Consider the following 25857-nt stretch of genomic DNA (forward strand, 5'->3'; position numbering starts at 1 on the left):
AAGCGCGTGCAGCAGCGGCGAGTGCCGCCGCACGATAAGACTTTTGCTTAGCGGGCGGTGAGCAACGCCGCCCTTTGCGGTTGACGCGCCGCCGGCTGCCCGGTCACCGCGTGTTCGATGATGCCGCCGCCCAGACAGACGTCGCCATCGTAGAGCACCGCCGATTGCCCCGGCGTGACAGCCCATTGCGCCGCGTCGAAATTCAGTTCGAACAGGCCCTCGGCGATGCCCGCGGCACTAGCCGCCGCGCTGAATGTGCAGGGCGCGTCTGCCTGGCGGTAGCGGGTTTTCGCGCCGCACGCGAAGCCTTGCGCCGGCGCTTCACCCGCAACCCAGCTTGTATTGCCCGCCGAGAGCGTATGGCTCAGCAGCCACGGATGATCGTGACCTTGCGCGACATACAGCGTGTTCGACGCAATATCCTTACCGGCGACGAACCACGGTTCGCCGCTGCCGTCCTTGCTGCCACCAAGGCCGATGCCCTTGCGCTGACCGAACGTGTAGAACGCGAGACCGATGTGTTCGCCGACCACTTTGCCGTCGGTGGTTTTCATCGGCCCGGGTTGAGTCGGCAGATAGCGATTCAGAAAATCGCGGAACGGCCGTTCGCCGATAAAGCAGATGCCGGTGGAATCTTTCTTCTTCGCATTCGGCAGTCCGATCTGTTCGGCGATTTCGCGCACTTTGGTTTTCGGAATCTCGCCCAACGGAAACAGCGTCTTCGACAACTGCGCCTGATTCAGACGATGCAGGAAGTACGACTGATCTTTCGTGTGATCGAAGGCCTTCAGCAGTTCGAAGCGGCCGTTGTTCTCGCGCACGCGTGCATAGTGGCCGGTCGCGATGGTTTCCGCGCCGAGCGACATTGCGTGGTCGAGGAAGGCCTTGAACTTGATTTCAGCGTTGCACAGCACGTCCGGATTCGGCGTGCGGCCGGCCGAATATTCGCGCAGGAATTCGGCGAACACGCGGTCCTTGTATTCGGCGGCGAAGTTGACCGCTTCGACGTCGATGCCGATCAGGTCCGCCACCGAGACGACGTCGATCCAGTCCTGCCGCGTCGAGCAGTACTCGCTGTCGTCGTCGTCTTCCCAGTTTTTCATGAACAGGCCGACCACGTCGTAGCCTTGTTCCTTCAGCAGCCACGCGGTGACCGACGAATCGACGCCGCCCGACATGCCTACTACGACTTTCTGCTTGCTCATAAGGTGCTCACTGCGTGCTGCCTGACTTCATTGATCGGTCGTCGACCGCGTTTGTTGACTGTTGGGCCCGACCGAATGCGTGTGCACGAAGTCGAGCGGGAAACGCCGGCCCGCGAGGTAATCGTCGATACATTGCATGACGAGCGGCGTGCGGTGCCGTTCGGGACATGCACGCAATTCGTCGGCGCTCATCCACAGCGTGCGGACGATGTCGGGGTCGAGTGCGCGCTGCGCGTGCTCTTCGCCACTCTGGCCGCAATAGGTGAAGCGCAGGTACGTCACGCCTTCACGGCCGGGCCGCTCGAAATGGGTCATATACATGCCGACCAGCGCCTCGGGCGCGAACGGATGGGCGGTTTCTTCGAGCGTTTCGCGGATGACCGCTTCCAGAAGCGTTTCCCCCGCCTCCAGATGGCCGGCGGGCTGGTTCAGGCGCAGGCCGTCGACGGTATGTTCCTCGACAACGAGAAAACGTCCGTCACGCTCGACGATGGCCGCGACGGTAACGTGCGGCGCCCAGGTTTCCGGTTTCATGGGAGCGCATTTTACCGCCTATGGGCCACGGCTGCCGGGAAGCGGGCGACCGGCGGCAGGCGAGCGGCGGCGAGCAGGTGGCAGCGGGCGGCAGCAGGTGCGCGGCAGGTGCGCGGCAGCGTGTGAGCGGCGGCGGGCGAACCGCGGGCCGGGACGGCGGCCGCCAGGGCATACCGCAGGGCCGGGACCCCCGGATTGTCCCCGATTTCAGCGAACCCCCCAGTTTCGGTTAAAGTGACGCGTTAGCCGTTGCAACCGCAAGCCGGCGTGCCTCGTCGGCGGATCTGTCGTAAAACAGGAAGTCGAGGAGGAACAACGATGCACATCGGAGTGCCAGCCGAGACGCGCGCGCATGAAACACGCGTCGCCGCGACGCCCGAAACGGTCAGGAAGTACGTGACCCAGGGCCACCGGGTCACGATCCAGAGCGGCGCCGGCACCGGCGCGAGCTTTCCTGACGATGCCTTTACAGCCGCCGGCGCGGAAATCGTCGATGCGGCCACCGCTTTCGGCGCCGAGCTCGTTCTCAAAGTCCAGTCCCCAACCGATGCCGAGTTGCCGCTATTGAAGCGCGGCGCGACGCTGGCCGGCATGCTCGATCCGTTCAACGCCGAAAACGCGTTGAAGCTCGCCGCGGCCGGCGTCACCGCGTTCGCGCTCGAAGCCGCGCCGCGCACTACCCGCGCGCAGAGCCTCGACGTGCTGTCGTCGCAGGCGAACATCGCCGGGTACAAGGCGGTGCTGGTGGCGGCGACGTTCTATCCGCGCTTCATGCCGATGCTGATGACCGCCGCGGGCACCGTCAAAGCGGCGCGCGTGCTGATTCTCGGCGCGGGCGTAGCCGGTTTGCAGGCGATCGCGACCGCGAAGCGCCTGGGTGCGGTGATCGAAGCGTCGGACGTGCGTCCGGCGGTGAAAGAGCAGATCGAATCGCTCGGCGCCAAATTTCTCGACGTGCCGTACGAAACCGACGAGGAGCGCGAAGCCGCGCAGGGCGTCGGCGGCTATGCGCGGCCGATGCCGCCTTCCTGGCTTGCGCGCCAGTCGGTGTTGGTCCATGAACGGGCCAAACAGGCTGACGTGGTGATCTCGACCGCCCTGATCCCAGGCCGGCCCGCGCCGACGCTGATCTCGGTGGAAACCGTGCAGGCGATGAAACCCGGCTCCGTGCTGGTGGACCTCGCGGCAGGACGCGGTGCCGAGTACGAAGGCCGGCGCGGCGGCAACTGCCCGCTGACCGAAGCGGACCAGGTCGTCACGAAAAACGGTGTGCAGATCGTCGGCTATACGAATCTGGCCTCCATGGTGCCGGCCGACGCGTCGTCGCTGTACGCACGCAACCTGCTCGACTTCCTCAAGCTGATCATCACCAAGGAAGGCGCCCTGAACATCGATCTCGCGGACGACATCGTCGCGGCCACGCTGCTGGCCCGCGACGGCGAAGTCGCGCGCAAGACCTGAAGCGAATTACTACATAGGAGAACGGCGATGGAAGTCATCAACCACACCGTCATCAACCTGATCATCTTCGTGCTGGCGATTTATGTCGGCTACCACGTCGTCTGGAACGTCACGCCGGCGCTGCATACGCCGCTGATGGCCGTGACCAATGCGATCTCGGCGATCGTGATCGTCGGCGCGATGCTGGCTACCGGCCTCACATTGGGCACGCCGGGCAAGTTCTTCGGCACGCTCGCCGTCGCGCTGGCGGCGGTGAACGTATTCGGCGGCTTTCTCGTCACGAGGCGAATGCTGGAGATGTTCCGCAAGAAAGAGCCGAAGAAGCTAGCCGCCAAGGAGAATGCGTAATGAGTCTGAACGTCGTCACGCTGCTTTATCTGGTTGCGTCGGTCTGCTTCATCCAGGCGCTCAAGGGGCTGTCGAATCCGAAGACGGCGCGCACCGGCAACACCTTCGGCATGGTCGGGATGGCAATTGCGATCCTCACGACCCTCGTGCTGATCACCAAACAGGCTGCCGCGCTCGGCTCGAATCTCGGCCTGGGGCTCGGTCTGCTGCTGGTCGCGCTGGTGATCGGCGGCGCGGTCGGCGCGTTCGTCGCGGCGCGCGTCGAGATGACCAAGATGCCGGAACTGGTCGCGGCGATGCACTCGCTGATCGGTCTCGCGGCGGTGTGCATCGCGTATGCCGTGGTGTCGGAGCCGTCGGCGTTCGGTCTGGTCGATCCGGAGAATCCGGTGCCGGGTTTCCTGCCGTACGGTAACCGCGTCGAACTGTTCATCGGCACGTTCGTCGGCGCGATTACGTTCTCCGGGTCGGTGATCGCGTTCGGCAAGCTGTCGGGCAAGTACAAGTTCCGGCTCTTCCAGGGCGCGCCGGTCGTCTATGCGGGGCAGCATCTGATCAACCTGATGCTGGCGATCGCGATGCTCGGCTTCGGCGTGATCTTCTTCCTCACGCAGTCGTGGCTGCCGTTCATCCTCATGACGGCGATCGCGTTCGCGCTCGGCGTGCTGATCATCATCCCGATCGGCGGCGCGGATATGCCGGTGGTGGTGTCGATGCTGAACTCGTATTCGGGTTGGGCGGCGGCGGGGATCGGCTTCTCGCTGAACAATCCGATGCTGATCATCGCGGGTTCGCTGGTGGGTTCGTCCGGTGCGATCCTGTCGTACATCATGTGCCGCGCGATGAACCGGTCGTTCTTCAACGTGATTCTCGGGGGCTTCGGTAACGAGCCGGGTGCGGCAGCCGCGGGTGGGTCGGCGGAACAGCGTCCGGTGAAAGCCGGTTCGGCCGACGATGCGTCGTTCATGCTCGGCAACGCTGAAACCGTGGTGATCGTGCCGGGTTACGGGCTTGCCGTGGCGCGTGCGCAGCATGCGCTGAAGGAACTCACCGACAAGCTGGTCGAGAAAGGCATCGAGGTGAAATACGCGATTCATCCGGTGGCTGGCCGCATGCCGGGCCACATGAACGTGCTGCTCGCCGAGGCCGAAGTGCCGTACGACATGGTGTTCGAAATGGACGACATCAACGGCGAATTCGGCCAGGTCGACGTGGTGCTGGTGCTCGGCGCGAACGACGTGGTGAACCCGGCCGCGAAGAACGATCCGAAGTCGCCGATCGCGGGCATGCCGATTATCGAGGCGTACAAGGCGCGCACGGTGATCGTGAACAAGCGTTCAATGGCCGCCGGTTACGCCGGGCTCGACAACGATCTGTTCTACATGGACAAGACCATGATGGTGTTCGGCGACGCGAAGAAGGTCATCGAGGATATGGTGAAGTCAGTGGAGTGACGCGCCTCGGCGGTTCGCGCCCTGCCAGGCGGCAGGCCGCGACCCTCACTGCCGCTTCGCGCTGACATGTCGCAAAAAATCCGCCAGCCGTCTGTTTTCCTGGTCCGGATAGTGTTCGAGCACCTGCAGATTCTGGATCTTCTCCAGCCCGAAATTGCGGAAGTCGCTACGTAATTCACACCACGCGCCGAGTGTCCAGCGCGCGCCCCAATACGCGAGCGCCAGCGGCCATACGCGCCGCTCGGTGGCCGCGCCGTTCGCATCGGTGTACGCAAAGCTCACCACTTGACGGCCGTCGATCGCGCGATGCAGCGCGTCCACCTTCGCGGAAAAATCCGCTTTGATGTGAAACGACGGCGCGAAGATGGCCAGGCGCTCGAGTTTCGCGCGTTTGTCGGCGGGCATCGCCGACGCGATCTTCGCCAACGCGCCGCGCGCACCGCTCGCGAAGCCGGCGCCGCCCCACGATTCGAGCATTCGCGCGCCGGCTGCGAGTGCGGCCAGTTCGTCGGCGGTGAAGGTGAGCGGCGGCAAGCTTGCCGCGCGGCTTAACCGGTAGCCGATGCCGGCTTCGCCTTCGATCGGCACACCGGAGAGTTGCAGATCGCGCACGTCGCGATAGACCGTGCGCAATGAGATGTTGAGCCAGTCGGCGAGTTGTTGCGCGGTGGTCAGACGCCGTCCGCGCAGCAGTTCGGCGATCTGGAACAGGCGGTCGGCGCGGCGCGTCATCGTGGGCGTCTTGTAGAAAAGAACCGGAACAGTCCCGCGATGATAGCGCCGCATGCCATGCTCCGGCCGGTATTCGGATCGGTCGACGAATAACCGCCGTTGCCGCCAGGCCGTTTAACCGTTGGTGCGCGAATGCAGGCCGAGGCGGTTGCCTTCCGTATCGGTGAAGAACGCGATGTAGCCGATGTCCTGCGGCAGCTTGATCACCGGCCCATCGGTCTTGCCGCCGGCCTGTTCGACGCGGGCGAGCGTGGCGTCGACAGTCGGTTGCGCGTTCAGGTAGACGAGCACGCCGTCGCCGGTCGGCGTCATCGACGGGCTGTGGACGATCGCGCCGCCGGTGGCCGGCTCCTCGTAGCCGAAGATCGCGATCGGCTGGCCGCCGACTTCCTGGCGATTCAGTTTGACGCCGAGCGCGGTTTCGTAAAAGCGAACAGCACGATCGAAATCGACCGACGGAATCTCGAACCATGCAACAACTTTGGATGATGCGGACATGTCACTCTCCTGTGGATGGCGGTAAGCCGTGCAAAGCGCCGGATGGCGTGAGAAGGAGTGTGCAGAGGGGCTACTGACAGCGTGCTGTCAGTAGGGCGTGACGGAAGTGCGAATAGATGCGAACGCGTGCAGATGAAAAAAGCCGCGAACCTCAGCGGTTTGCGGCTTGTTCAGCAAGGCTGTCGCGCGACGGGCTCAACCCGCCGGCGTATCGTTCTGCGGCCTTTGCCGGACGCTGCCGGCGATCAGATCGAAGCGGAACAGACGGCATTCGAGCGCGCCATTGAAGAGCGGTGTCTTGGTCGATTCGCGCAGACGCAACTGGCCAGGCAGCTTGCGATCCGACGTGAGAATAAACGCGTGCCAGCCGGTGAAGCGCTGCTTCAGCGCGTCGCCGAACGACTGGAAAAACTCGCTGTCCGGTGTTTCTTCCTGAGCGCGGCGGAAGCCTTCGTCTTCGCGGCTTTCGCGATTTGCGCGGCCTTCGCGGATTTCGCCGCGCGCGTTGCGGCCGCGCACTTCGATCCGTTCGCCGTACGGCGGATTCGCGACGAGAATGCCCGGCTCGGACGAGGGCGCCGTCATGCCGCGCGCGTCGACCTGTTTGAGCGGAATCGACGGCAGGCCGGCGCGCTGGAAGTTGGCGCGCGCCTTGTCCAGCATGTCGCCGGAAATATCGCTGCCGAAGATCTGCAGATCGGCGCGCGAATTGCGGGCGGCGTGTTTGGCGTCGAGCGCGGCGGCCTTCAGCGTTTGCCAGGTCCTGGCTTCGTATTGCTTGAGCTTTTCGAAGCCGAAGCGGCGTTCGGCGCCCGGCGCGATATTCAGCGCGACTTGCGCGGCTTCCGCGAGGAACGTGCCGCTGCCGCACATCGGATCGTACAGCGGCGTACCGGCCGTCCAGCCGGTCAGACGCAGGATGCCCGCCGCGAGGTTTTCGCGCAGCGGCGCCGCACCCTTGTCCAGGCGCCAGCCGCGCTTGAAGAGCGGATCGCCGGAGGTGTCGAGGTAGAGCGTGCAATCGGTCGCGGTGAGGAAGGCGAACACGCGCACGTCGGGCATGCCGGTGTCGATGCTCGGCCGCGCGCCGCTGACTTCACGCAGACGGTCGCAGATCGCGTCCTTGACGCGCAGGGTCGCGAATTCGAGGCTGCGCAGCGGCGACTTGATCGCGGTAACGTCCACGCGCAGCGTTTCGTTGGCCGAGAACCACTGTTCCCAACGCTGTTCGAGCGCGAGTGCGTAGATATCCTGCTCGCTGCGATATGGCCGGTGTGCGATTTTGAGCAGCACGCGGCTCGCAAGGCGCGAATGCAGGTTGGCGGCCATGCCGGCGGCCCAGCCCCCGCGGAAATGCACGCCGCCCGGAACTTGTGCGCCGGCCGTGAACGGCGCGCCGTTCAGATGTTTCGCGGCAATTTCGGCGAGTTCGGTGGCAAGCGAGGCTTCGAGGCCGCGCGGACAGGGAAGGAAGAAGTCGAAGGACATTGAGATTGCCGGAAGGCGTTGGATAACGCGCTATTGTACGCGGTCGGGCTGCGGCGCCCGGGGGCGCACCGGCCACACCAGTTCGAGCGGATGCCGGAACACACGCTGCCGGATCGCGCCGCGCAGCGAGCGTACCGTGGTGCGCCGCAAATCGCGCGACTTCACCGCCATGTAGAAGGCAAGCGCGAAGCTCACGGCCACGTTCAGTATCGCCATGCTGCCGACCCCCGCGACCGCCCACCACAGCTCAGGCAACTCCAAAGCGCCTTTACCGAGCACGCCGAGCGCGACGCCGATCGAGCCGGCGCTGAGCGTGACGTGGCGCACTTCGAAAGCGAACGCGAAGGCGGTGAGGATGGCCGGCACGAGCCCGAGCATCAGGCCGAGGGTGATGTTGCCCGCGGCGCCCGCCACGTTCGAGCGGCAGAACTGCGCGAGGCGGGCGGCGCCGGCCGCACCGAGCGTCATGCGCAGCCGCCGGTTGTAGGCGAGCGCATCGGCCACGCGATGCAGGACGAACCAGTTGTCCGCCCAACCCGCGAGCAGGCTCGACGACCACAGCAGCACGCCGGTCAGCGCCGCGTAGAACGGCGTCGGTCCGAGCAGCGAGAAGGAATGCAGCGTCGCGTGGGCTTTCTCCGGCGCGATGAGATTGCCGTTGAAGAGCGCGTGCCACAGCAATTGCACGCCGAGGCACACCGGGAACACCAGCAGCACGTTGCCGAGCACCGCTGCCGCCTGCGTGCGGATCAGCGCGGTCACCGAACTCACGAAGCTGTCGACGCCGGCTGGCGTGCCGGTTCCGTCGAGTTCACGCGCGAGGGTGGGCGCGGTCATCGCCGGCTGTTTGGTGGCGAGCGAGAAATGCAGGAAGTGCATCAGCATGAAGCTGGCTGCGTAGTTGATGCCGGCCAGCAGGCCTTCGAGCATGGCTTGCAGATGCGCGCCGGAGATCGCGAATTTCATGCATACCGTGACGACGGTCACGAGTCCGCCGCCGGCCGCCATGCGTAGCATCTTCAGGTATTCGGCGCGATCGCGCGCGATGTAGTGTTCGCCGGTGTCGGCGCTGTATTCGACGACCTTGCGCGCGAGCAGCGAGAAATTGCTGCGCACCAGGTGGGCGACGCTCTGGCTCGCATGATTGGCGTTCACCAGCTCGGCGGTCAGACGCGCGCCGGCGTGCGGGTCGTCGTGCGCCATCCATGCGTCGAGCAGATGCTCGGCGCGCATGATGCGCATGCGCATCCGTTCGACCTGAAACACGATATCGACGCTGACGCCGTTGCGATAGAGATGCGCGAAGACGTTGTCGGTGGCGTTGCGGCATTCGTCGAGCAGCAGCCGCAGAAAGTTGACCTCATGCAGCAGCTTGTCTTGCGGGCCGCCTTCGACGATCGCTTGATGCGCGGCTTCGACGGCGAGCATCGCGCGCGTGAGCCGGTAGAACGGCTGCTTTTCCATCGCGACGCGCACATCGGCGGCATCGCGAACGTCGACTTCACCGAGACGGCTGCGCACGGTTTGCGACAGACCGGTCGAACTGATCTGGCAGGTGAGGTTGTGCAGGGCGGCCAGCAGGTCGAGCGAGAACGCTGCGGTTTCGCGCTGCTCGTGTTCGTCTGCATCTTGCGCGTAGTCGAAGAGGGCGTGGATGCGCGTGAGCAGATCGGTCGGTATGGCGTCGATCCAGTCGGCGTCGCGCTCGGCGCTGAACATCAGCGTGACGATCGCGGTGAGATCGCGCCGGTTCGGCGCGGGCGGAATCAGCGAGGCTTCGAGTCGTTCGAACATGGCGCCGAAGAAGCCCGAGTGAACCGGCATGCCTGCATCACAGAGGAGCGAGAGACTGTCGCTTTCGCGTAGCAGCGCGCGGAGGATGCCGGCGACGTTTGCCTTCCAGGCTGGATTGCGGTCCAGAACGTTGAGCAGATAGCGGATTCTTGTATGCGCGGGGTTCGAGCGCGAATCGGATGCGGTGTCCGATGCGGTGCCGGATGCGGCCGGTTGCACGGCGCCCCCGCGGCGGATCCAATGCGCGAGCTCGATCAGCCACTCGCTGCGGTCGGGGTATGGCGCTGTCCTGTCGGCGATCGCTAGCAGCGCGTCTAGCTGGTGGCCGCTGTCGCGGGAGGCGCGCCATTTTTTGATGAATCTTTGAATGGAGGTGAACATTTTTTTGCGTGCGGCGCTGGGTGGTCGTTAGGGGGAAGGATATGGCATGTTGTTTTTCTTCTGTTTGAGGTTTTGTGTTTTTTTCTTTTTTGCCTTTGGTGGCGGCGTTCTTCTGTGTGCCTGCGGTGTTGGCCTTTCCTTGCTTTGTTATTGGTTTATTAGCGTTCCCCCTGTGCGGGGGGCACCTACTTTTCTTTGCCGGCCGCAAAGAAAAGTAGGCAAAAGAAAGCGGCTTCACACCGCTAGTTCTTAAGCGGGTCCCCTGGCTTGGAGGGGACAGTGGTGCATCTGGAATCAGTGTTCTCGCACATTCAGCCCTGGTGACAAGGCCATCATTCTTCCGGCGGCGCTGCGCGCGCCGTGGCGGTACTTCATCAAACCGCTTGGCGGTTTGGGCGCCTGCGCCTGGTTCGGCGCGGTAGCCTGCCCTCGCATCCCCAATGCCTTACCGAGGCGCTAGCGTCTCACTCGGAGTAATGGTCCGCCTCGCGCACCAGGGCGCTTCGCCAAGGCGCAGCCGATGGCCCCCACCGCGCGCAAACGAAGCCACTGGTTTCCCTTGCAGACCGTTCCGGCGAGCACGTAGTGCGAAGCGGGAAGGATGACTGCCTTGTCACCAGGGCGGAATGTGCGAGAACACGGATTCCAGGCGCAGACGCCCAAACCGCCAAGCGGTTTGATGAAGTACCGCCACGGCGCGCGCAGCGCCGCCGGAAGAATGATGGCCTTGTCACCAGGGCTGAATGTGCGAGAACACTGATTCCAGATGCACCACTGTCCCCTCCAAGCCAGGGGACCCGCTTAAGAACTAGCGGTGTGAAGCCGCTTTCTTTTGCCTACTTTTCTTTGCGGCCGGCAAAGAAAAGTAGGTGCCCCCCCGCACAGGGGGAACGCTAATAGACCAATAACAAAGCAAGGAAAGGCCAACACCGCAGGCACACAGAAGAACGCCGCCACCAAAGGCAAAAAAACCTTAACTAGCAGTACCAACAGCAGAAGGACAGGCAGGCACTGCCACCATAACACCAGCCCCCTTGCCAGTGGAACTGGCCCGACCCTGCGGAGCAACAACAGCCATCGCTTTCACCCCGGCGGCAACTTGCAGAGAAATCTGCTGCAGTGCCAACCGATGCCCATTGACGAGCGCGTCATAACCGCCGCCAACCGGCTCACTAACAACACTTCGACACGTCATCACAGCAGTACTGCGTACGGCCCGTACGCTCCAAACCGCGTCGATCAACGCGTGCGATCCCGGCCATGACTCGAAACGTTGCACATTCATGCTGACCCGATACACCGGCACCGCATCCGGATAAGCCGTGCCATACACGTCGATCGTGCCGAGCTGTTGCGTGAGAGTGGTCGACAAAGCCCGACGAATCTCATCGCCGGGCAACGAAGCCCAGCGTTCCTGCTCCAGTACCTGGACCTGCGTGGGTCCCGTTTGCACCACGAGCTGATTCTTGGCCACTTGAGGCGGCACATCGATCGGCGCCACCTCGATCAGCCAGGCCGGCGCAGCCGAAGTCCGAACGCTAGCCGGAGCCGTCGACGCCGCTGACGCACCAGCCGAAAGACCCTCGGCGCCTAGCGTATAGAAGCGGCTAGTGGGCGACGAACACGCCGCCATCGCCACCAGTCCGGCCAGAGCGCCAACATAAGCCGCGCCGCGCACGAGCCCGCGCGGCGGGCGGGGGAGCCGGGCAAACATCATGGTTTATCTCCTGTTTTACCGCGCAACAGCGATTCCGGATGGCGCTCCAGATAGTCCGACAGCGCATTCAGCGACTGCAACGTGCGCGTCAGTTCCTGCAACGCCTGATGAACATCCGACTGCAACGGCGAATCCTGCTGCAGCGTCGCCTCGGCCGACCCGAAGGTCTGCTTGGCAGCCGCCAGGGTGTCGCGCGCCTGCGGCACGACTTCCTTGTCGAGTCGCGTGAAGAGCTGGTCGGCGTTCTTCAGCGCGCTGTTCAGATTCGTACCGATCTGGTCGAACGGCACCTTGTCGAGCTTCCTCGCAATGTCGGCGACTTGCAGTTGCAGTTCGTCGAGCGTGTTCGGAATCGTCGGCAACTCGAGCGGGTCGCCCGTCACGTCGACCGTGGCCGGCGGCGCCTTCGGGAAGATGTCGAGCGCGACGTACAACTGGCTCGTGATCAGGTTGCCGGTACGCAACTGGCCGCGCAGACCATGCTTGACGAGCTGTTGCAGCAAGCTCTGCCCAGCCAGCGTGCCCGGTGTCGGCGCCGATTCGCGGAAGCGCCTGCCGAGGCGGTCGGGGTACAGGTTCATCGTCACCGGCATCGTGAAGGTACGCGTCTTCGGGTCGTAGTCGATGCCGATGTTGGTCACCTGGCCGAGCACAATGCCGCGGAAGTCGATCGGCGCGCCGACCGACAGCCCGCGCAGCGACTGGTTGAAGTTCATCACCACACGCAACGGCACGCCGTCCGGTTCGCGCATGGCGTCCGCTTCGTCGGAGCCGAGGCGGAAGGTCGTGTTGTTCGGCGCCTGCGCGCCCACGCTCTGGCCCGGCGGCGACTGGAACGACAGGCCGCCGACGATCACGGTCGCGAGCGACTGGGTGTTCAGCTTGAAGCCGCTCGAATCGAGCCGCAAATCGAGGCCGCTCGCATGCCACCAGCGTGTGTTGGTGCCGACGTACTGGTCGTACGGCGCGGCCACGAACACCTGCATGGTCACGCCGGTGCCGTCCTTGTCGAGCGAGAAGCCGACCACCTGACCGACCTGCACGCGCCGGTAGAAAATCGGCGAGCCGATGTCGATCGAGCCGAGCGAGTCGCCGTGCAGGACGAACTGATGGCCCTTCTGGTCGCCGGTGATGGGCGGCGGGGTTTCGAGGCCGGTGAAGCGCGACTCGCTGTCCGGCGAGTGACCGGCGTCCGCGCCGATGTACGCGCCCGACAGCAGCGTGCCGAGCCCCGAGACGCCGCTCGCGCCGATCCGCGGCCGCACCACCCAGAAGCGCGAATCCTTGACTGCGAAGTCCTCGGCTTCCTTGGTGAGCTGCACCTGGACCAGCACGTGCGACAGATCCTTCGACAGCGTGATGGTCTTCACCGCGCCGACGTCGACGTCCTTGTACTTGACTTTGGTCTTGCCGGGCTCGAGTCCTTCGGCGCTGACGAAACTGATCGTGATGGTCGGTCCTCTTTCGGTCACCGACTTGATCACGAGCGCGACGCCGATCAGCGCGGCGATCAGCGGAATCACCCAGACCAGCGAGGGCAGCCAGCGGCTGCGCGGTTCGATTTCGGGGTCTGGCAGTTGAGGCGGCAGTCTGGGTCCGTTCGAATCGTTGCGCGGCGCATCGGGGGCGGGCGTCGGTCCTGGCGGGCTAGTCATGTTCGAGGTCCTGAGGTTTTTGGGTACTGCCTTCCACGTTGTCCCAGATGAGCCGTGGATCGAATTGCATGGAGGCGATCATGGTCAGAATCACCACCGAGCCGAAGGCAAGGGCGCCCGGCCCGGCCGTGATGACGGCAATCGACTTGAAGCGCACCAGCGCGACGGTCAGCGTGACGACGAAGACGTCGAGCATCGACCAGCGCCCGATCCGTTCGACCATCCGGTACAGCGTGGTGCGCTGCCCAGGCCGCCAGCGCGAGCGGCGCTGCGCAGTGACGGTGAGCAGCACCAGCACGCTGAGCTTGAGCATCGGCACCATGATGCTGGCGATGAACACGATCATGGCCAGCGGCCAGTCGCCGGAGGTCCAGAAATAGACGACGCCGCTCATGATGGTGTCGTCTTCGGAGCCGAGCAGCGAAGAGGTGTGCATCACCGGCAACAGATTCGCCGGAATATACAGCAAGGCCGCCGCGATCAATAGCGCCCAGGTGCGCATCAGGCTGTCGGGGTTGCGCCGGTGCAGCACAGCGCCGCAGCGGCTGCAGTGCTGCGCAGTGACGGAGCGGATGCGTGGCTCGACACGTCCGCACGCATGGCAGGAGACCAGGCCCGCACGCATCGCGGTGACGTATTTCATCGTGCGCTCATCCCTGATGCGGCGTCGGCGGCACGCCGGGTTGGCTCGCGGAAGGCGTGGGGGACTCCGTCGCGATATCGACGACGGCCGCCGCGCTGTCGGCCTCGGTGCGCGGCAGCGGGCGCCGCTGACGGTCGCCCATTTCGTCGGCGAGGTCCCACAGAATGCGCGGGTCGAAGGTGACGACCACCGCGAACATCAGCGTCAGCGCGCCGAAGGCGAACAGCGCCGCTTCCGGGATCACGCGCGCGAGACTGACCATCTTCACGATCGTGATCAGCACGCCGAGCATGAACACTTCGATCATCCCCCAGGGGCGGACGAATTGAATCGCGCGCAGCACGCGGTGGAAGGCCGGCGGCACACGGCCGGCGCGCAGCGGGATCAGCACATAGAGCAGCGCGACCAGTTCGGTCAGCGGAAACAGGATGGTCGAACAGAACACCATGATCGCGACGATCTGCATGTCCTCGCTCCATAACGCGACGAGCGCGCCGAACAGCGAGGTCTGCGAGGTGATGCCGTTGGTTTCCAGTTCGACGATCGGGAACCCCTGGGCGATCAGGAAGGTGAATAGCGCCGCGAGGGTCATCGCGGTGATGCTGTCGAGCTTGCGGGAGACGCCGCGATAGAGCGTTGCGCCGCAGCGCGGACAGCGCGCGACCATGCGCCCGACAAGCGGTGGCTTGCGGAACAGCGTATCGCACTCATGGCACGCGATCAGGTTGTCATGTTCCATACGGCACAAGGGCTAACGACGTGAGGGGAGACGTGCAATGCCGGTTTTCAAGATGGGTCTGGCGAAAACGTGGAGCAAAACGTGGAGCAATAGTACCAAACGCGCTCCACCGCTGCGCCGCTCGCTGCATTCAACCCCGCTGTAAGGCCCGCTGCGCGGGCATTTGAATTAATCTGACATGAATCGGGCATGACTCTGACAACCTCCGGCCCTAATTGTTCAATGCTGGCTTGGCGGGATGGAAGTGTGCGGCGTCGGCATATTCCAGCCACCGGCAGCCAGCTTTTTTCGCTTGCTGTAGCATGGCGGCCTTGGCGTCTTTTGCAGCCCGCACCCCTGAAATTGCATGGCTCGATGCAAGCCACATCGGCAGTGGGGAATAGCAAGGCCGGCTGCGCCGTTAACCTCTTTCTAGCGTTGACCTGACATGGCACACAATCCTTCTTTCGGTGGCCGGGAGTCGTACACGCGAACCGCCATCGCCTTTCACTGGCTGATCGCGTTGCTGATCGTGTGCGGTTTCGCGCTCGGTTGGGTGATGACCGACATCCCCGGCTTCACGCCGACCAAGCTGCGCTATTTTTCCTGGCACAAGTGGATCGGCGTGACGGTGTTCGCGCTCGCCGTGCTGCGCATTCTGTGGCGCGCCATGTATGGGGCGCCGCCGATGCCGCGCCGCATGCCGGCCTGGCAGCGCGGCGCCGCGCATCTCACGCATCTGCTGCTGTACGTGCTGATGATCGCGATTCCCGTGTCGGGCTATCTGTATAGCTCCGCGGCCAACGTGCCGGTGGTGTACCTCGGGCTGATCCCGCTGCCGCGCCTGATCGCGCCGGACCCGCACCTCAAGGAACTGCTGAAGAACGTGCATATCGTGCTGAACTACACGCTTCTGGTGCTGGTCGCATTGCATGTGGCGGCGGCGCTCAAGCATCAATGGCTGGACCGTGACGGCCTGCTGTCGCGCATGCTTCCTTTCATCAAATAAGGATAACCATGAAGGTCTCGTTTTATCGCTATATGCTCGTCGCGTTCGCGGCGGCCTCGCTCACCGCAGCCGGCGGCGCGCTTGCACAGGTCGACGTCGCGAAGAGCACGGTGACGGCAACCTCCAAACAGATGAACGTGCCGGTGGAAGGCAAGTTCGGTAAATTTACCGCGCAAGTGAAGTTCGATCCGGCCAAACCGGCCGAGGGCGGTGCGCAGATCAGCATCGATGTCGCCAGCTACGATCTCGGCGACGAAAGCTACAACGAACAGGTGCGCGGCAAGGACTGGTTCGACGCGAAGACACATCCGAGCGCGACCTTCGTGTCGAGCGCGATTGCGCCGGCCGGCGGCAATCAGTTCAAGGTGACCGGCAAGCTGACCATCAAGGGTAAATCGCAGACGGTGGTGGTGCCGGTCACGGTCACCAGCCAAGGCGCGACGCAGGCCTTCGACGGCGCACTGCCGATCAAGCGTTCGCAGTTCGATATCGGTACCGGTGAATGGAAAGACACATCGGTGGTCGCCGATGAAGTGGTGATCAAGTTTCATATCGTTGCAGCACGCAAGTGACGTTCGCTGCGCTGTTCGGGCGCAGCAGCTTTTCTTTCGGAACAAAGGAGCATGAATTGAAAACATCCCTGTTGATCGCCGTAGGCGCGCTGGCTTCTTCTTTCACGCTCGGCGCGTTCGCCGCCGATACCTATCAGCTCGATCCGACCCACACCTTTCCGAGCTTCGAAGCGGATCACTTTGGCGGCCTCTCGGTGTGGCGCGGCAAGTTCGTCAAGAGCTCGGGCACCGTGACGCTCGACCGTGCGGCAAAAAACGGCACGGTGGACGTGACCGTCGACCCGGCTTCGGTCGAAACCGGCAATCCCAAGCTCGACGAGCATCTGAAGACGCCCGATTTCTTCGATGTCGCCAAGTTTCCTTCGGCGACCTACAAGGGCACTGACATCAAGTTCGACGGCGATAAGCCGGTCGAGGTGGTCGGCAACTTCACGATGCATGGCATAACCCGGCCGCTGAATCTGAAGGTCGAGTCGTTCAAGTGCATGCAGCACCCGGTGCTCAAACGCGAAGTGTGCGGCGTGGAAGCGAGCGGCCATTTCAGCCGCGCGGATTACGGCATGGATTCCGGCGCGAAGTACGGCTTCAACATGGATACCAAGCTGCATATTCAGGCTGAAGGCATCAAGCAGTAGTGAGCGCGTTAGCGAGTCTTTGCAAGCTCGCGCGCATCGGAGATCTGCATGAATGCAACGACGGCAGCGAGCGTGGCGGGGAGCCGTCGGCCATCTGTCGGACCGGCATGGACGCACCACGATCATGCTGAGCTCCGCGCTGCTGCTTCTCGTGCTGATCAATCCGGCTTTCGTCTATCTGATCGCGCATCCGACTTTCGGCACGCTGATCGCGCTGCAGATCGTGTTCGGCTTTCTGATGACGGGTTATTTCGCCGCGCTGCCCGGTTTGCTCTCCGAGATGTTCCCGGTGCAGACACGCACGACCGGCATGTCGCTCGCCTATAACATCGCGGTGACGATCTTCGGCGGCTTCGGGCCGTTCATCATTGCGTGGCTGATCGACTTCACGGGTTCGAAGGCCGCGCCGAGCTACTACATGATTTTCGCCGCGGCAGTGAGTCTGACGGCGTTGATGGCGGCGCGGCGCAAGCTTGGGTTCAGATAAGACTGTTCAAAAGCTCTCTGCACTATGCGTAATCGTAGGGCGGTGGAAGCGGTAAACGTAAAAGGCCGGTTCGAGAGAACCGGCCTTTTTCATTGCGAGGTCGACCGCAAGATCAAACTTGCGCGCCTGCGTTCGGGTCGTTCGGATCGGCGCGGTCCTTCTTGTCCTTCAGCAGATCTTCGCGCTTCACGCCCAGCCACATGGCCAGCGCCGCCGCGACGAACACCGACGAGTAGATACCGAACAGAATACCGACCGTCAACGCCAGCGCGAAGTAGTGCAGCGTCGGGCCGCCGAACAGGAACATCGACAGCACCATCATCTGCGTACAGCCGTGGGTGATGATGGTGCGCGACATCGTGCTGGTGATCGCGTGGTTGATCACTTCGATCACGGTCAGCTTGCGTTCGCGGCGGAAGGTTTCGCGAATCCGGTCGAAAATAACCACCGATTCGTTCACCGAGTAGCCGAGCACCGCGAGCACCGCAGCCAGCACCGACAGCGAGAACTCCCATTGGAAGAACGCGAAGAAGCCGAGAATGATGATCACGTCGTGCAAGTTCGCGATCACGCCGGCCACCGCGTACTTCCATTCGAAGCGGAACGACAGGTAGATCACGATGCCGGCCACCACGCAGGCGAGCGCCAGCAGGCCGTCGGTGGCGAGTTCCTTGCCGACCTGCGGACCGACGAACTCGACGCGTTGCAACTGCACGTGCGGATCTTCTGCCTTGAGCGCGCCCATCACCTGGTCGCTCTGCTGCGCCGAGGTGAGGCCTTGCTTGAGCGGCAGACGGATCAGCACGTCGCGCGAGGTGCCGAAGTTCTGCACTTGCGCGTCGGCATAGCCGAGCTTGTTGAGCGTGCCACGCACAGGTTCGAGCGGTACGGTGCCCGGATACTGCACTTCGATGACTGTGCCGCCGGTGAATTCCACCGACAGATGCAGCCCGCGATGCAGCAGGAAGAACACAGCGGCGACAAACGTCAGGAGCGAGATCGCGTTGAAGATCAACGCACGCTGCATGAACGGAATGTCTTTGCGAAAGCGGAAAAATTCCATGGTCTTGTTCTCCGGGACTCAGCGGGATGAACCCGGTTTCTGCGGCGTGTTAGGCGTATTGCGACGGCGCACCGTCGGCTTGCCGGCACCCGCTTGCGCCGCCGCCGGTGCCTTCTTCGGCTTGGCGGTGGCCGCGGCGATGGCTTGCGCGGTATCGGTGGCCGCGTCGTCGTTGCCGAGATAGGCCGCCGCGCCATCGACGCCTTGCGGCCTCCACACCTGACCGATGGCCAGCGACTTGAGCTTCTTCTTGCCGCCGTACCAGAAGTTGACCACGCCGCGCGAGAAGAACACGGCGGAGAACATCGACGTCAGAATGCCGATGCAGTGGACTATCGCGAAGCCGCGCACCGGGCCGGAGCCGAACGTGAGCAGCGCGAGGCCGGCGATCAGCGTGGTGACGTTCGAGTCGAGAATCGTCGCCCATGCGTGTGCGTAGCCGTTCTGGATCGCGAGTTGCGGCGGCGCGCCGTGGCGCAGTTCTTCACGTACACGTTCGTTGATCAGCACGTTCGCGTCGATCGCCATACCGAGCGCGAGCGCGATAGCGGCGATACCCGGCAAGGTCAGCGTGGCTTGCAGCATCGACAGCACGGCGATCAGCAGCAGCAGGTTCACCGAAAGGCCGATCATCGAGATCACGCCGAACAGCATGTAGTACGCGATCATGAACACGGCGATCGCGGCAAAGCCCCACACCACCGAGTGGAAGCCCTTGTTGATGTTGTCCGCGCCGAGGCTCGGGCCGATCGTGCGTTCTTCGATGATCTCCATCGGCGCCGCGAGCGAACCGGCGCGCAGCAGCAACGCGAGGTCGGCGGCGCCTTGCGGGGTGGCCTGGCCGGTGATCTGGAAGCGATCGCCCAGTTCAGACTGGATGGTCGCCACCGTCAGCACTTCGCCCTTGCCCTTTTCGAACAGCACCATCGCCATCGGCTTGCCGATGTTGTCGCGCGACACGCTGCGCACCGCGCGGCCGCCGGCCGAGTCCAGACGGATGTTGACCGACGGACGCTGATGCTCGTCGAAGCCCGCCGACGCGTCGATAATCCGGTCGCCCGTGAAGATGATCTGCTTGCGCAGCAGCACCGGCGTCTGGTTGCCTTGCGTGAACAATTCGTCGCCCGGCGGCACCGGATCGGACGGGTTCGGATGCGTGTTGACCGGGTCGGCGAGACGCGCTTCGAGCGTTGCCGTGCGGCCGATGATGTCCTTCGCCTTCGCCGTGTCCTGCACGCCCGGCAGTTCGACGACGATGCGGTCGGAGCCTTGCTGCTGGATCACCGGCTCGGCCACGCCGAGTTCGTTCACGCGGTTATGCAGCGTGGTGATGTTCTGCTTGAGCGCGGCGTCCTGCACGGTTTTCTGCACCGCCGGCGTGAACGTGCCGACGAGTTGCACACCGCCGTCCGTCCCCGTTTGCGACGCCCACTGGAGTTCGCCGATGCTGCGGCTCAATTGTTTGAGCGCGGCGTCCGCCGTGGCCTGATCGGCGAAGTTGATCACCACCGTCTGGTTGACGCGGTTCACGCCGCCGTCGCGGATGTTGTTGTCGCGCAGGAGCGTACGCGCGTCCGAGGCGTCGGAGTCGAGCTTCTTGTTCAGCGCGCCGGCCATGTCGACCTGCAACAGGAAGTGCACGCCGCCGCGCAAATCGAGACCGAGGTACATCGGCAGCGCGTGCAGGGCGCTCAGCCAGTGCGGCGACGCGCTTTGCAGGTTCAGCGCGACGATGAACTGCGGATCGGTCGGATCGCTGTTCAGCGACTTCTGCAACAGGTCCTTCACGCGCAACTGCGTGTCGGTGTCCAGCAGACGCACGCGAATGTTCGCGTTGGCCGACGCGTTGTCGAACGTGACGTCTTCAGGCTTGATCTGACTGGCAGCGAGCGCCGCTTCGACTTGCGACAGCGTGGTCGAGTCGAGCTTGACCGTTGCCTTGCCGCTCGACACCTGCACCGCCGGCGCTTCGCCGAACAGGTTGGGCAGCGTGTACACGAGGCCGATGACCAGAGCCACCAGCATCACGGCGTATTTCCAGAGGGGGTAACGATTCATGAGTGGTCCAACGGGAAGGTTGGCTTGGAAGCGATGCGTCCGGCGATGAGCGCGGGCGGTGCGCGGTGTGCTGCGTAAGCCGCCGGCGAGGCCGCGCCGGACGCGAGAGAGCAGGCCTTACAGCGACTTGATCGTGCCCTTCGGGAGAATCGTCGTCACCGACGCTTTTTGCACGGTGATTTCCGTGCCTTCCGAGATTTCGATGCCGACGTAAGCTTCGCCCACCTTGGTCACCTTACCGACGATACCGCCGTTCGTCACCACTTCGTCGCCCTTGGCCATCGCGGCGAGCATATTGCGATGTTCCTTCTGGCGCTTCATTTGCGGGCGAATCATGATGAAGTACAGCACGCCGAACATCAGGATCAGCGGCAGGAAGCTCATCAGGTTCGATTCAATGCCACCAGTTGCTGTGCCTTGGGCGAAGGCATTGGAAATGAACGACACGTTGGTCTCTCCGTTATAAATCAAAACGATCAAAAAAATCAGCCGGTTATTCTACCACCGGCTAACCAGGGCCCGGCGCGGCGAATCGGCTTTCCGATCAAGCTGTTAAAGCCTTCTTTTGCCGCGCGCGAAAGCTTATTGTAATGTTTCCGTATGATGCCGACGGATTCTTCCGGTGAATCCGCCGCTGGCCGCCGGCATGGCGCCTAGTCGACGCCGCGCGCGCGGTTCTCGTGAAAGCGCTTGCGGAAGGGCTCGAACAGCTTCGCGTCGATCGCGTCGCGCATTTCCTGCATCAGTTCGAGGTAGTAGTGCAGGTTGTGGATCGTATTCAACTGCGCGCCGAGAATTTCGCCTACACGATGCAGATGGTGCAGATAGCCGCGGGTGAAATTCCGGCAGGTGTAGCAGCCGCATTGCTCGTCGAGCGGGCGCAGCGAATTCCTGTGCGTGGCGTTGCGGATCTTGATGTCGCCAAAACGCGTGAACAGCCAGCCGTTGCGCGCATTGCGGGTCGGCATCACGCAGTCGAACATGTCGACGCCTGCGGCCACGCCCGCCACCAGGTCTTCCGGCGTGCCGACGCCCATCAGGTAGTGCGGTTTGTCGGCCGGCAGCTTCGGGCCGAGATGGTTCAGCACGCGCATCATGTCTTCTTTCGGCTCGCCGACCGACAGCCCGCCGATCGCGAGGCCGTGGAAGTCCATCTCAGCAAGCCCCGCGAGCGATTCGTCGCGCAGGTCTTCGAACATGCCGCCCTGGACGATGCCGAACAGCGCGTTCGGATTGCCGAGGCGATTGAATTCGTCGATGGAGCGCCTGGCCCAGCGCATCGACATGCGCATCGAATCGGCGGCTTCCTCGCGCGAAGTCGGCACGTTATTGGTTGCGTAGGGCGTGCATTCGTCGAACTGCATGACGATGTCCGAATTCAGCACCTTCTGGATCTGCATCGACACTTCGGGCGACAGGAAGAGCTTGTCGCCATTGATCGGCGACGCGAACGTGACGCCATCTTCGGTGATTTTGCGCAGATCGCCGAGCGAAAACACCTGAAAACCGCCCGAGTCCGTCAGGATCGGCTTGTTCCAGCCCATGAAGCCGTGCAGGCCGCCATGCGCCTCGATCGTCTCCAGCCCCGGGCGCAGCCACAGGTGGAAGGTGTTGCCGAGGATGATCTGCGCGTGCATTTCCTCGAGCTCGCGCGGCTGGACCGCCTTCACCGTGCCGTACGTGCCGACCGGCATGAAGATCGGCGTTTCGACCACGCCGTGATTCAGCGTGACGCGGCCGCGCCGCGCCTGGCCGTCGGTGCCGAGCAGCTCGAATTGGAGGCCGTTTTCAGGGCGCTCGGTGGTCGCTTGTTGCGAATGATGACCATCGGTCATGAATAACTCCTGTGCTACCGGAAAACAGTCCGGCGCAAATCGTGAACGCCGCCGGAAGGTTCGCGGCGGCTAAGAGGACTACAAAGAGGACTACCGAGTGGGAACTGCAAAAACTTCCAAACGACGCGTCAGACGTCGCGGCGCGTCAGCAGCATCGCGTCGCCATAGCTGAAGAAGCGGTAACGCTGCTCGATCGCGTGGCGATACGCTTCACGAATGGTCTCTACGCCCGCAAATGCCGACACCAGCATCAGCAGCGTCGACTTCGGCAAATGGAAATTGGTCACCAGCCGGTCCACCACGCGGAATTTATAGCCCGGCGTAATGAAGATGTCGGTTTCGGTGCTGGCCGCGCCGAGCGGCCGGCCGGCGGCTGCGGCGTCGCGCGCGGCGGCTTCGAGCGCACGCATCGACGTCGTGCCGACCGCGATCACGCGGTTGCCGCGCGCGCGGGTCGTCGCGATTTTGTCGGCGAGGCTTTGCGGCAGGTGATACCACTCGCTATGCATCTTGTGCTCGGCGAGGTTCTCAACCCGCACCGGCTGGAAGGTGCCCGCGCCGACGTGCAGCGTCAGCGTCGCGCGTTCGATGCCTCGCGCGTCTAACCGGGCGAGCAGCGCGTCGTCGAAGTGCAGGCCGGCGGTAGGGGCGGCGACCGCGCCGGGATTCTGCGCGAACACGGTCTGATAGCGGGTTTCGTCGGTCGCGTCGGGATCGTGCTCGATATACGGCGGCAGCGGCAAGCGGCCGTATTGCTCGATCAGCGTCAGACAGTCGTCCGGGAAATGCAGCGTGTAGAACGGCTCGACGCGCTCGCCGACCGTCACGTCGAACGCATCGGCGAGACGGATCGTGGTGCCCGGCTGCGGGCTTTTGCTCGCGCGGATCTGCGCGAGCACGGTGCGCTCGCCGGTGAGACGCTCTACCAGCACTTCGATCTTGCCGCCGCTGGCCTTCTGGCCGAGGAAGCGCGCCTTCAGGACTTTGGTATCGTTAAAGACCAGCAGGTCGCCGGGCGCGATGCGTTCGGGCAGTTCGGCGAAGCGGCGGTCGATCAGGCGGGCCGGGCTCACCGTAGGGTCCACTTCGAGCAGACGGCTGGCGCTGCGCTCGGGCAGCGCAACTTGCGCGATCAACTCGGGTGGCAGATCGAAATCGAAATCGGAAAGCGTAAACATGCGGACGACTGGAAGCGAATTGAGACGGAATTGAGCCGAAGCCGGGCGGCGAGCGGCTATGATTGCGGGACGCCGCAGCGGCCCGCGAGTCCGCGCGCTGTATGGCGGCGACACCTTTGACAGCCGATATTGTACTTGCGAAGCAACTCATGCCTTTGTCCGATCGCCGTTTGCCTCCTGCCGCCGATGAAGTGAGCGCCGAGCCGAAGCGCCGCGTCGCGCGGGGCGAGGCAACGGCGGCGAACGGGTCCGGCGTTAGCGCGACTGTCGCGCCGGACAAGAAGAAAACTGCGCCCGCAGTGGCCAAACCCGGTGCCAAACCGGCGGCCAAAACCGTCGACAAGCTCGCCAAACTCGGCCTCACGCGCGACATCGATCTGGTCCTGCATCTGCCGATGCGCTACGAAGACGAGACCACGCTGACGCCGATCGGCCACCTGCTGCCGGGCGGCATCGCGCAAACGGAAGGCGTGGTGTTCGACAACGAGATTGCCTATCGTCCGCGCCGCCAGTTGCTGGTGAAACTGCGCGATGACGCCGGCGACGAACTCGTGCTGCGCTTTCTGAATTTCTACGGCTCGCAGGTCAAGCAGATGGCGATCGGCGCTCGGCTGCGTGTGCGCGGCGACGTGCGCGGCGGCTTCTTCGGCATGGAGATGGTGCATCCGGCGGTGCGCGTCGTCGACGAAGACACGCCGCTGCCGCAGGCGCTGACGCCGGTGTACCCGAGCACCGCGGGCGTGACGCAAGCGTATCTGCGCAAATCGATCGATAACGCTTTGTCGCGCGCGTCGTTGCCGGAACTGCTGCCTGAGCCGATCGCCCGCGAGTATTTGCAGCCGCTCGGCGTGCCGGCACTGATGGACGCGGTGCGCACGCTGCATCATCCGGGCGTGCAGTCCGACGAAACCGCGTTGATCGACGGCACGCATCCCGCCTGGGTGCGTATCAAGTTCGAGGAATTGCTGGCGCAGCAGATGTCGTTGAAGCGCGCGCATGAGGAGCGCCGCACGCGCGCGGCGCCGGCCATGCCGCGCCGCAAGGAAGGCGATGCGTCGGCGCTGGTCGCGCGCCTGCTGAAGGCGTTGCCGTTTTCGCTGACGGCGGCGCAGGAGCGCGTCGGCGGCGAGATCGCGCTCGATCTGACGCAGCCTCATCCGATGCAGCGGCTGTTGCAGGGGGACGTCGGCAGCGGCAAGACGATCGTTGCCGCGCTGGCCGCTGCGCAGGCGATCGACGCCGGCTACCAGGCCGCGCTGATGGCGCCGACCGAAATCCTGGCTGAACAGCACGCGCGCAAGCTGCGCGGGTGGCTGGAGCCGCTGGGCGTGAGCGTCGCGTGGCTGGCCGGCAGTTTGAAGACCAAAGAAAAGCGCGCCGCGATCGAAGCCGCGGCGCTCGGCACGGCTCAGCTCGTGATCGGCACGCACGCGATCATTCAGGACGCGGTCGAGTTTGCACGGCTGGGGCTCGTGATCGTCGACGAACAGCATCGCTTTGGCGTGGCGCAGCGGCTCGCCTTGCGCGCGAAGGCGCTGAACGCCGCCGACGGTGCGCAGGATTTCCAGCCGCATCAGCTGATGATGTCCGCGACGCCGATTCCTCGCACGCTGGCAATGACCTATTACGCCGACCTCGACGTGTCGACCATCGACGAATTGCCGCCCGGTCGCACGCCGATTCTGACCAGGCTGGTGTCCGACGCGCGGCGCGAAGAGGTGATCGGGCGCGTGCGCGAGGCGGCGTTGACGGGACGGCAGGTGTACTGGGTGTGTCCGTTGATCGAGGAAAGCGAGACCTTGCAGTTGCAGACCGCGGTGGAGACGTACGAGACGCTCGTGGCTGCGTTGCCCGAGTTGAATGTCGGGCTTGTGCATGGCCGGCTCGCGCCGGCGGAGAAGGGTGCGGTGATGGATGCGTTCACGCGCAACGAGGTGCAATTGCTGGTGGCGACGACGGTGATCGAAGTGGGTGTCGATGTGCCGAATGCATCGTTGATGGTGATCGAGCACGCCGAGCGGTTCGGGTTGGCGCAATTGCATCAGTTGCGGGGACGGGTTGGGCGCGGCAGCGCAGCTTCGATTTGTGTTCTGCTTTATACGGGACCGCTGTCGATGACCGCGCGGGCGCGGTTGCAGACGATGCGGGAGACGACTGATGGCTTCGAGATCGCCAGGCGCGATCTGGAGATTCGGGGCCCCGGGGAGTTTCTGGGCGCCCGGCAGTCGGGCGCGGCGATGCTGAGATTTGCTGATCTTCAGAATGATCAATGGCTTATCGAGCCCGCTAGAGGGGCTGCCGCGGCCTTGCTGGAGAAGTACCCCGAGGTGGTGGTGCAGCACCTGGCCCGGTGGCTTGGGGCTCGGGAGCAATATTTGAAAGCCTGATTTTT

22 protein-coding genes and 1 pseudogene are annotated in these 25857 nt (G+C 63.9%); 8 read left to right on the forward strand and 15 right to left on the reverse strand.

Annotation, left to right across the window (positions count from 1 at the left end; all coding sequences use genetic code 11):
* Positions 1 to 47: 47 nt before the first annotated feature.
* Both mnmA and SB772_RS13565 read right to left on the reverse strand, forming a co-directional pair.
* Entirely contained in the window at positions 48 to 1205 is a 1158-nt protein-coding gene (gene mnmA, locus SB772_RS13560; protein ID WP_410833764.1) for a tRNA 2-thiouridine(34) synthase MnmA, read from the reverse strand.
* Positions 1206 to 1232: 27 nt separating this feature from the next.
* Positions 1233 to 1739, reverse strand: coding sequence for an NUDIX hydrolase (locus SB772_RS13565; protein WP_410833765.1), 507 nt, complete (start codon positions 1737 to 1739; stop codon positions 1233 to 1235).
* 318 nt (positions 1740 to 2057) lie between these two features.
* On the opposite strand from SB772_RS13565, the gene SB772_RS13570 reads away from it, so the two are divergent.
* Genes SB772_RS13570 through SB772_RS13580 form a run of 3 tightly spaced genes read left to right on the forward strand, consistent with a single transcriptional unit; the run spans position 2058 to position 5002 of the window.
* A complete protein-coding gene (locus SB772_RS13570; RefSeq protein WP_410833766.1) occupies positions 2058 to 3200 on the forward strand; it encodes a Re/Si-specific NAD(P)(+) transhydrogenase subunit alpha in 1143 nt (380 codons plus the stop codon).
* A 27-nt stretch (positions 3201 to 3227) separates the two neighbouring features.
* The gene (locus tag SB772_RS13575; protein ID WP_410833767.1) at positions 3228 to 3548 is read left to right on the forward strand and encodes an NAD(P) transhydrogenase subunit alpha; all 321 of its coding nucleotides are present in this window, start codon (positions 3228 to 3230) and stop codon (positions 3546 to 3548) included.
* Positions 3548 to 5002, forward strand: a complete 1455-nt coding sequence (locus tag SB772_RS13580) for an NAD(P)(+) transhydrogenase (Re/Si-specific) subunit beta (protein WP_410833768.1) — start codon at positions 3548 to 3550, stop codon at positions 5000 to 5002. The genes SB772_RS13575 and SB772_RS13580 overlap by 1 nt, the downstream gene beginning before the upstream one ends.
* Positions 5003 to 5047: 45 nt before the next feature.
* Here the strand turns inward: SB772_RS13580 and SB772_RS13585 are convergent, their stop codons facing one another.
* The 8 genes from SB772_RS13585 to SB772_RS13620 form a co-directional block, all read right to left on the reverse strand.
* Positions 5048 to 5788, reverse strand: coding sequence for a helix-turn-helix transcriptional regulator (locus SB772_RS13585; protein WP_410833769.1), 741 nt, complete (start codon positions 5786 to 5788; stop codon positions 5048 to 5050).
* A 60-nt stretch (positions 5789 to 5848) separates the two neighbouring features.
* On the reverse strand, positions 5849 to 6232 hold the full coding sequence (locus tag SB772_RS13590) for a VOC family protein (RefSeq protein WP_410833770.1): 384 nt from the start codon (positions 6230 to 6232) through the stop codon (positions 5849 to 5851).
* Positions 6233 to 6427: 195 nt separating this feature from the next.
* Positions 6428 to 7720 (reverse strand): class I SAM-dependent RNA methyltransferase, encoded by a 1293-nt coding sequence (locus tag SB772_RS13595; protein ID WP_410833771.1) that lies wholly within the window; start codon positions 7718 to 7720, stop codon positions 6428 to 6430.
* A 30-nt stretch (positions 7721 to 7750) separates the two neighbouring features.
* Positions 7751 to 9895: a site-specific recombinase gene (locus SB772_RS13600; RefSeq protein WP_410833772.1), complete on the reverse strand. Its 2145-nt coding sequence runs from the start codon at positions 9893 to 9895 to the stop codon at positions 7751 to 7753.
* 973 nt (positions 9896 to 10868) lie between these two features.
* Complete coding sequence (locus tag SB772_RS13605) at positions 10869 to 11612, reverse strand: membrane integrity-associated transporter subunit PqiC (RefSeq protein ID WP_410833773.1); 744 nt, start codon at positions 11610 to 11612, stop codon at positions 10869 to 10871.
* A complete protein-coding gene (locus SB772_RS13610) occupies positions 11609 to 13267 on the reverse strand; it encodes an intermembrane transport protein PqiB (protein WP_410833774.1) in 1659 nt (552 codons plus the stop codon). Before SB772_RS13610 ends, SB772_RS13605 begins: the two co-directional genes overlap by 4 nt.
* A complete protein-coding gene (locus SB772_RS13615) occupies positions 13260 to 13910 on the reverse strand; it encodes a paraquat-inducible protein A (RefSeq protein WP_410833775.1) in 651 nt (216 codons plus the stop codon). Before SB772_RS13615 ends, SB772_RS13610 begins: the two co-directional genes overlap by 8 nt.
* 7 nt (positions 13911 to 13917) lie before the next feature.
* On the reverse strand, positions 13918 to 14649 hold the full coding sequence (locus SB772_RS13620; RefSeq protein WP_410833776.1) for a paraquat-inducible protein A: 732 nt from the start codon (positions 14647 to 14649) through the stop codon (positions 13918 to 13920).
* Between the two features lie 427 nt (positions 14650 to 15076).
* On the opposite strand from SB772_RS13620, the gene SB772_RS13625 reads away from it, so the two are divergent.
* The 4 genes and pseudogenes from SB772_RS13625 to SB772_RS13640 form a co-directional block, all read left to right on the forward strand.
* Positions 15077 to 15637: a cytochrome b gene (locus tag SB772_RS13625; protein WP_410833777.1), complete on the forward strand. Its 561-nt coding sequence runs from the start codon at positions 15077 to 15079 to the stop codon at positions 15635 to 15637.
* Positions 15638 to 15645: 8 nt separating this feature from the next.
* The gene (locus tag SB772_RS13630; protein ID WP_410833778.1) at positions 15646 to 16209 is read left to right on the forward strand and encodes a YceI family protein; all 564 of its coding nucleotides are present in this window, start codon (positions 15646 to 15648) and stop codon (positions 16207 to 16209) included.
* 68 nt (positions 16210 to 16277) lie between these two features.
* The gene (locus SB772_RS13635) at positions 16278 to 16844 is read left to right on the forward strand and encodes a YceI family protein (protein ID WP_410833999.1); all 567 of its coding nucleotides are present in this window, start codon (positions 16278 to 16280) and stop codon (positions 16842 to 16844) included.
* A 79-nt stretch (positions 16845 to 16923) separates the two neighbouring features.
* Positions 16924 to 17331: pseudogene (locus SB772_RS13640) on the forward strand (MFS transporter); the annotation flags it as partial.
* A gap of 112 nt (positions 17332 to 17443) precedes the next feature.
* On the opposite strand, the gene secF reads toward SB772_RS13640, so the two are convergent.
* From secF to queA, 5 genes are all read right to left on the reverse strand, one after another.
* A complete protein-coding gene (secF, locus tag SB772_RS13645) occupies positions 17444 to 18394 on the reverse strand; it encodes a protein translocase subunit SecF (RefSeq protein ID WP_410833779.1) in 951 nt (316 codons plus the stop codon).
* 18 nt (positions 18395 to 18412) lie between these two features.
* On the reverse strand, positions 18413 to 20452 hold the full coding sequence (gene secD, locus SB772_RS13650; protein WP_410833780.1) for a protein translocase subunit SecD: 2040 nt from the start codon (positions 20450 to 20452) through the stop codon (positions 18413 to 18415).
* A gap of 117 nt (positions 20453 to 20569) precedes the next feature.
* Positions 20570 to 20899: a preprotein translocase subunit YajC gene (yajC, locus tag SB772_RS13655; protein WP_094780780.1), complete on the reverse strand. Its 330-nt coding sequence runs from the start codon at positions 20897 to 20899 to the stop codon at positions 20570 to 20572.
* Positions 20900 to 21105: 206 nt separating this feature from the next.
* The gene (tgt, locus tag SB772_RS13660) at positions 21106 to 22287 is read right to left on the reverse strand and encodes a tRNA guanosine(34) transglycosylase Tgt (RefSeq protein ID WP_410833781.1); all 1182 of its coding nucleotides are present in this window, start codon (positions 22285 to 22287) and stop codon (positions 21106 to 21108) included.
* A 128-nt stretch (positions 22288 to 22415) separates the two neighbouring features.
* A complete protein-coding gene (gene queA / locus SB772_RS13665) occupies positions 22416 to 23465 on the reverse strand; it encodes a tRNA preQ1(34) S-adenosylmethionine ribosyltransferase-isomerase QueA (RefSeq protein WP_410833782.1) in 1050 nt (349 codons plus the stop codon).
* Positions 23466 to 23614: 149 nt separating this feature from the next.
* Between queA and recG the strand changes: the two genes are divergently transcribed.
* Positions 23615 to 25852 (forward strand): ATP-dependent DNA helicase RecG, encoded by a 2238-nt coding sequence (gene recG / locus SB772_RS13670; RefSeq protein WP_410833783.1) that lies wholly within the window; start codon positions 23615 to 23617, stop codon positions 25850 to 25852.
* Positions 25853 to 25857 lie beyond the last annotated feature (5 nt).

Source organism: Paraburkholderia sp. SIMBA_030 (assembly GCF_046535245.1).
In the GTDB taxonomy this organism is placed as follows: Bacteria; Pseudomonadota; Gammaproteobacteria; order Burkholderiales; family Burkholderiaceae; genus Paraburkholderia.

Coding starts and splice junctions, on each gene's coding strand:
- mnmA (WP_410833764.1), bottom strand. CDS start 1,205: ATGAGCAAGCAGAAAGTCGTAGTAGGCATGTCGGGCGGCGTCGATTCG.
- SB772_RS13565 (WP_410833765.1), bottom strand. CDS start 1,739: ATGAAACCGGAAACCTGGGCGCCGCACGTTACCGTCGCGGCCATCGTC.
- SB772_RS13570 (WP_410833766.1), top strand. CDS start 2,058: ATGCACATCGGAGTGCCAGCCGAGACGCGCGCGCATGAAACACGCGTC.
- SB772_RS13575 (WP_410833767.1), top strand. CDS start 3,228: ATGGAAGTCATCAACCACACCGTCATCAACCTGATCATCTTCGTGCTG.
- SB772_RS13580 (WP_410833768.1), top strand. CDS start 3,548: ATGAGTCTGAACGTCGTCACGCTGCTTTATCTGGTTGCGTCGGTCTGC.
- SB772_RS13585 (WP_410833769.1), bottom strand. CDS start 5,788: ATGCGGCGCTATCATCGCGGGACTGTTCCGGTTCTTTTCTACAAGACG.
- SB772_RS13590 (WP_410833770.1), bottom strand. CDS start 6,232: ATGTCCGCATCATCCAAAGTTGTTGCATGGTTCGAGATTCCGTCGGTC.
- SB772_RS13595 (WP_410833771.1), bottom strand. CDS start 7,720: ATGTCCTTCGACTTCTTCCTTCCCTGTCCGCGCGGCCTCGAAGCCTCG.
- SB772_RS13600 (WP_410833772.1), bottom strand. CDS start 9,895: ATGTTCACCTCCATTCAAAGATTCATCAAAAAATGGCGCGCCTCCCGC.
- SB772_RS13605 (WP_410833773.1), bottom strand. CDS start 11,612: ATGATGTTTGCCCGGCTCCCCCGCCCGCCGCGCGGGCTCGTGCGCGGC.
- SB772_RS13610 (WP_410833774.1), bottom strand. CDS start 13,267: ATGACTAGCCCGCCAGGACCGACGCCCGCCCCCGATGCGCCGCGCAAC.
- SB772_RS13615 (WP_410833775.1), bottom strand. CDS start 13,910: ATGAAATACGTCACCGCGATGCGTGCGGGCCTGGTCTCCTGCCATGCG.
- SB772_RS13620 (WP_410833776.1), bottom strand. CDS start 14,649: ATGGAACATGACAACCTGATCGCGTGCCATGAGTGCGATACGCTGTTC.
- SB772_RS13625 (WP_410833777.1), top strand. CDS start 15,077: ATGGCACACAATCCTTCTTTCGGTGGCCGGGAGTCGTACACGCGAACC.
- SB772_RS13630 (WP_410833778.1), top strand. CDS start 15,646: ATGAAGGTCTCGTTTTATCGCTATATGCTCGTCGCGTTCGCGGCGGCC.
- secF (WP_410833779.1), bottom strand. CDS start 18,394: ATGGAATTTTTCCGCTTTCGCAAAGACATTCCGTTCATGCAGCGTGCG.
- secD (WP_410833780.1), bottom strand. CDS start 20,452: ATGAATCGTTACCCCCTCTGGAAATACGCCGTGATGCTGGTGGCTCTG.
- tgt (WP_410833781.1), bottom strand. CDS start 22,287: ATGACCGATGGTCATCATTCGCAACAAGCGACCACCGAGCGCCCTGAA.
- queA (WP_410833782.1), bottom strand. CDS start 23,465: ATGTTTACGCTTTCCGATTTCGATTTCGATCTGCCACCCGAGTTGATC.
- recG (WP_410833783.1), top strand. CDS start 23,615: ATGCCTTTGTCCGATCGCCGTTTGCCTCCTGCCGCCGATGAAGTGAGC.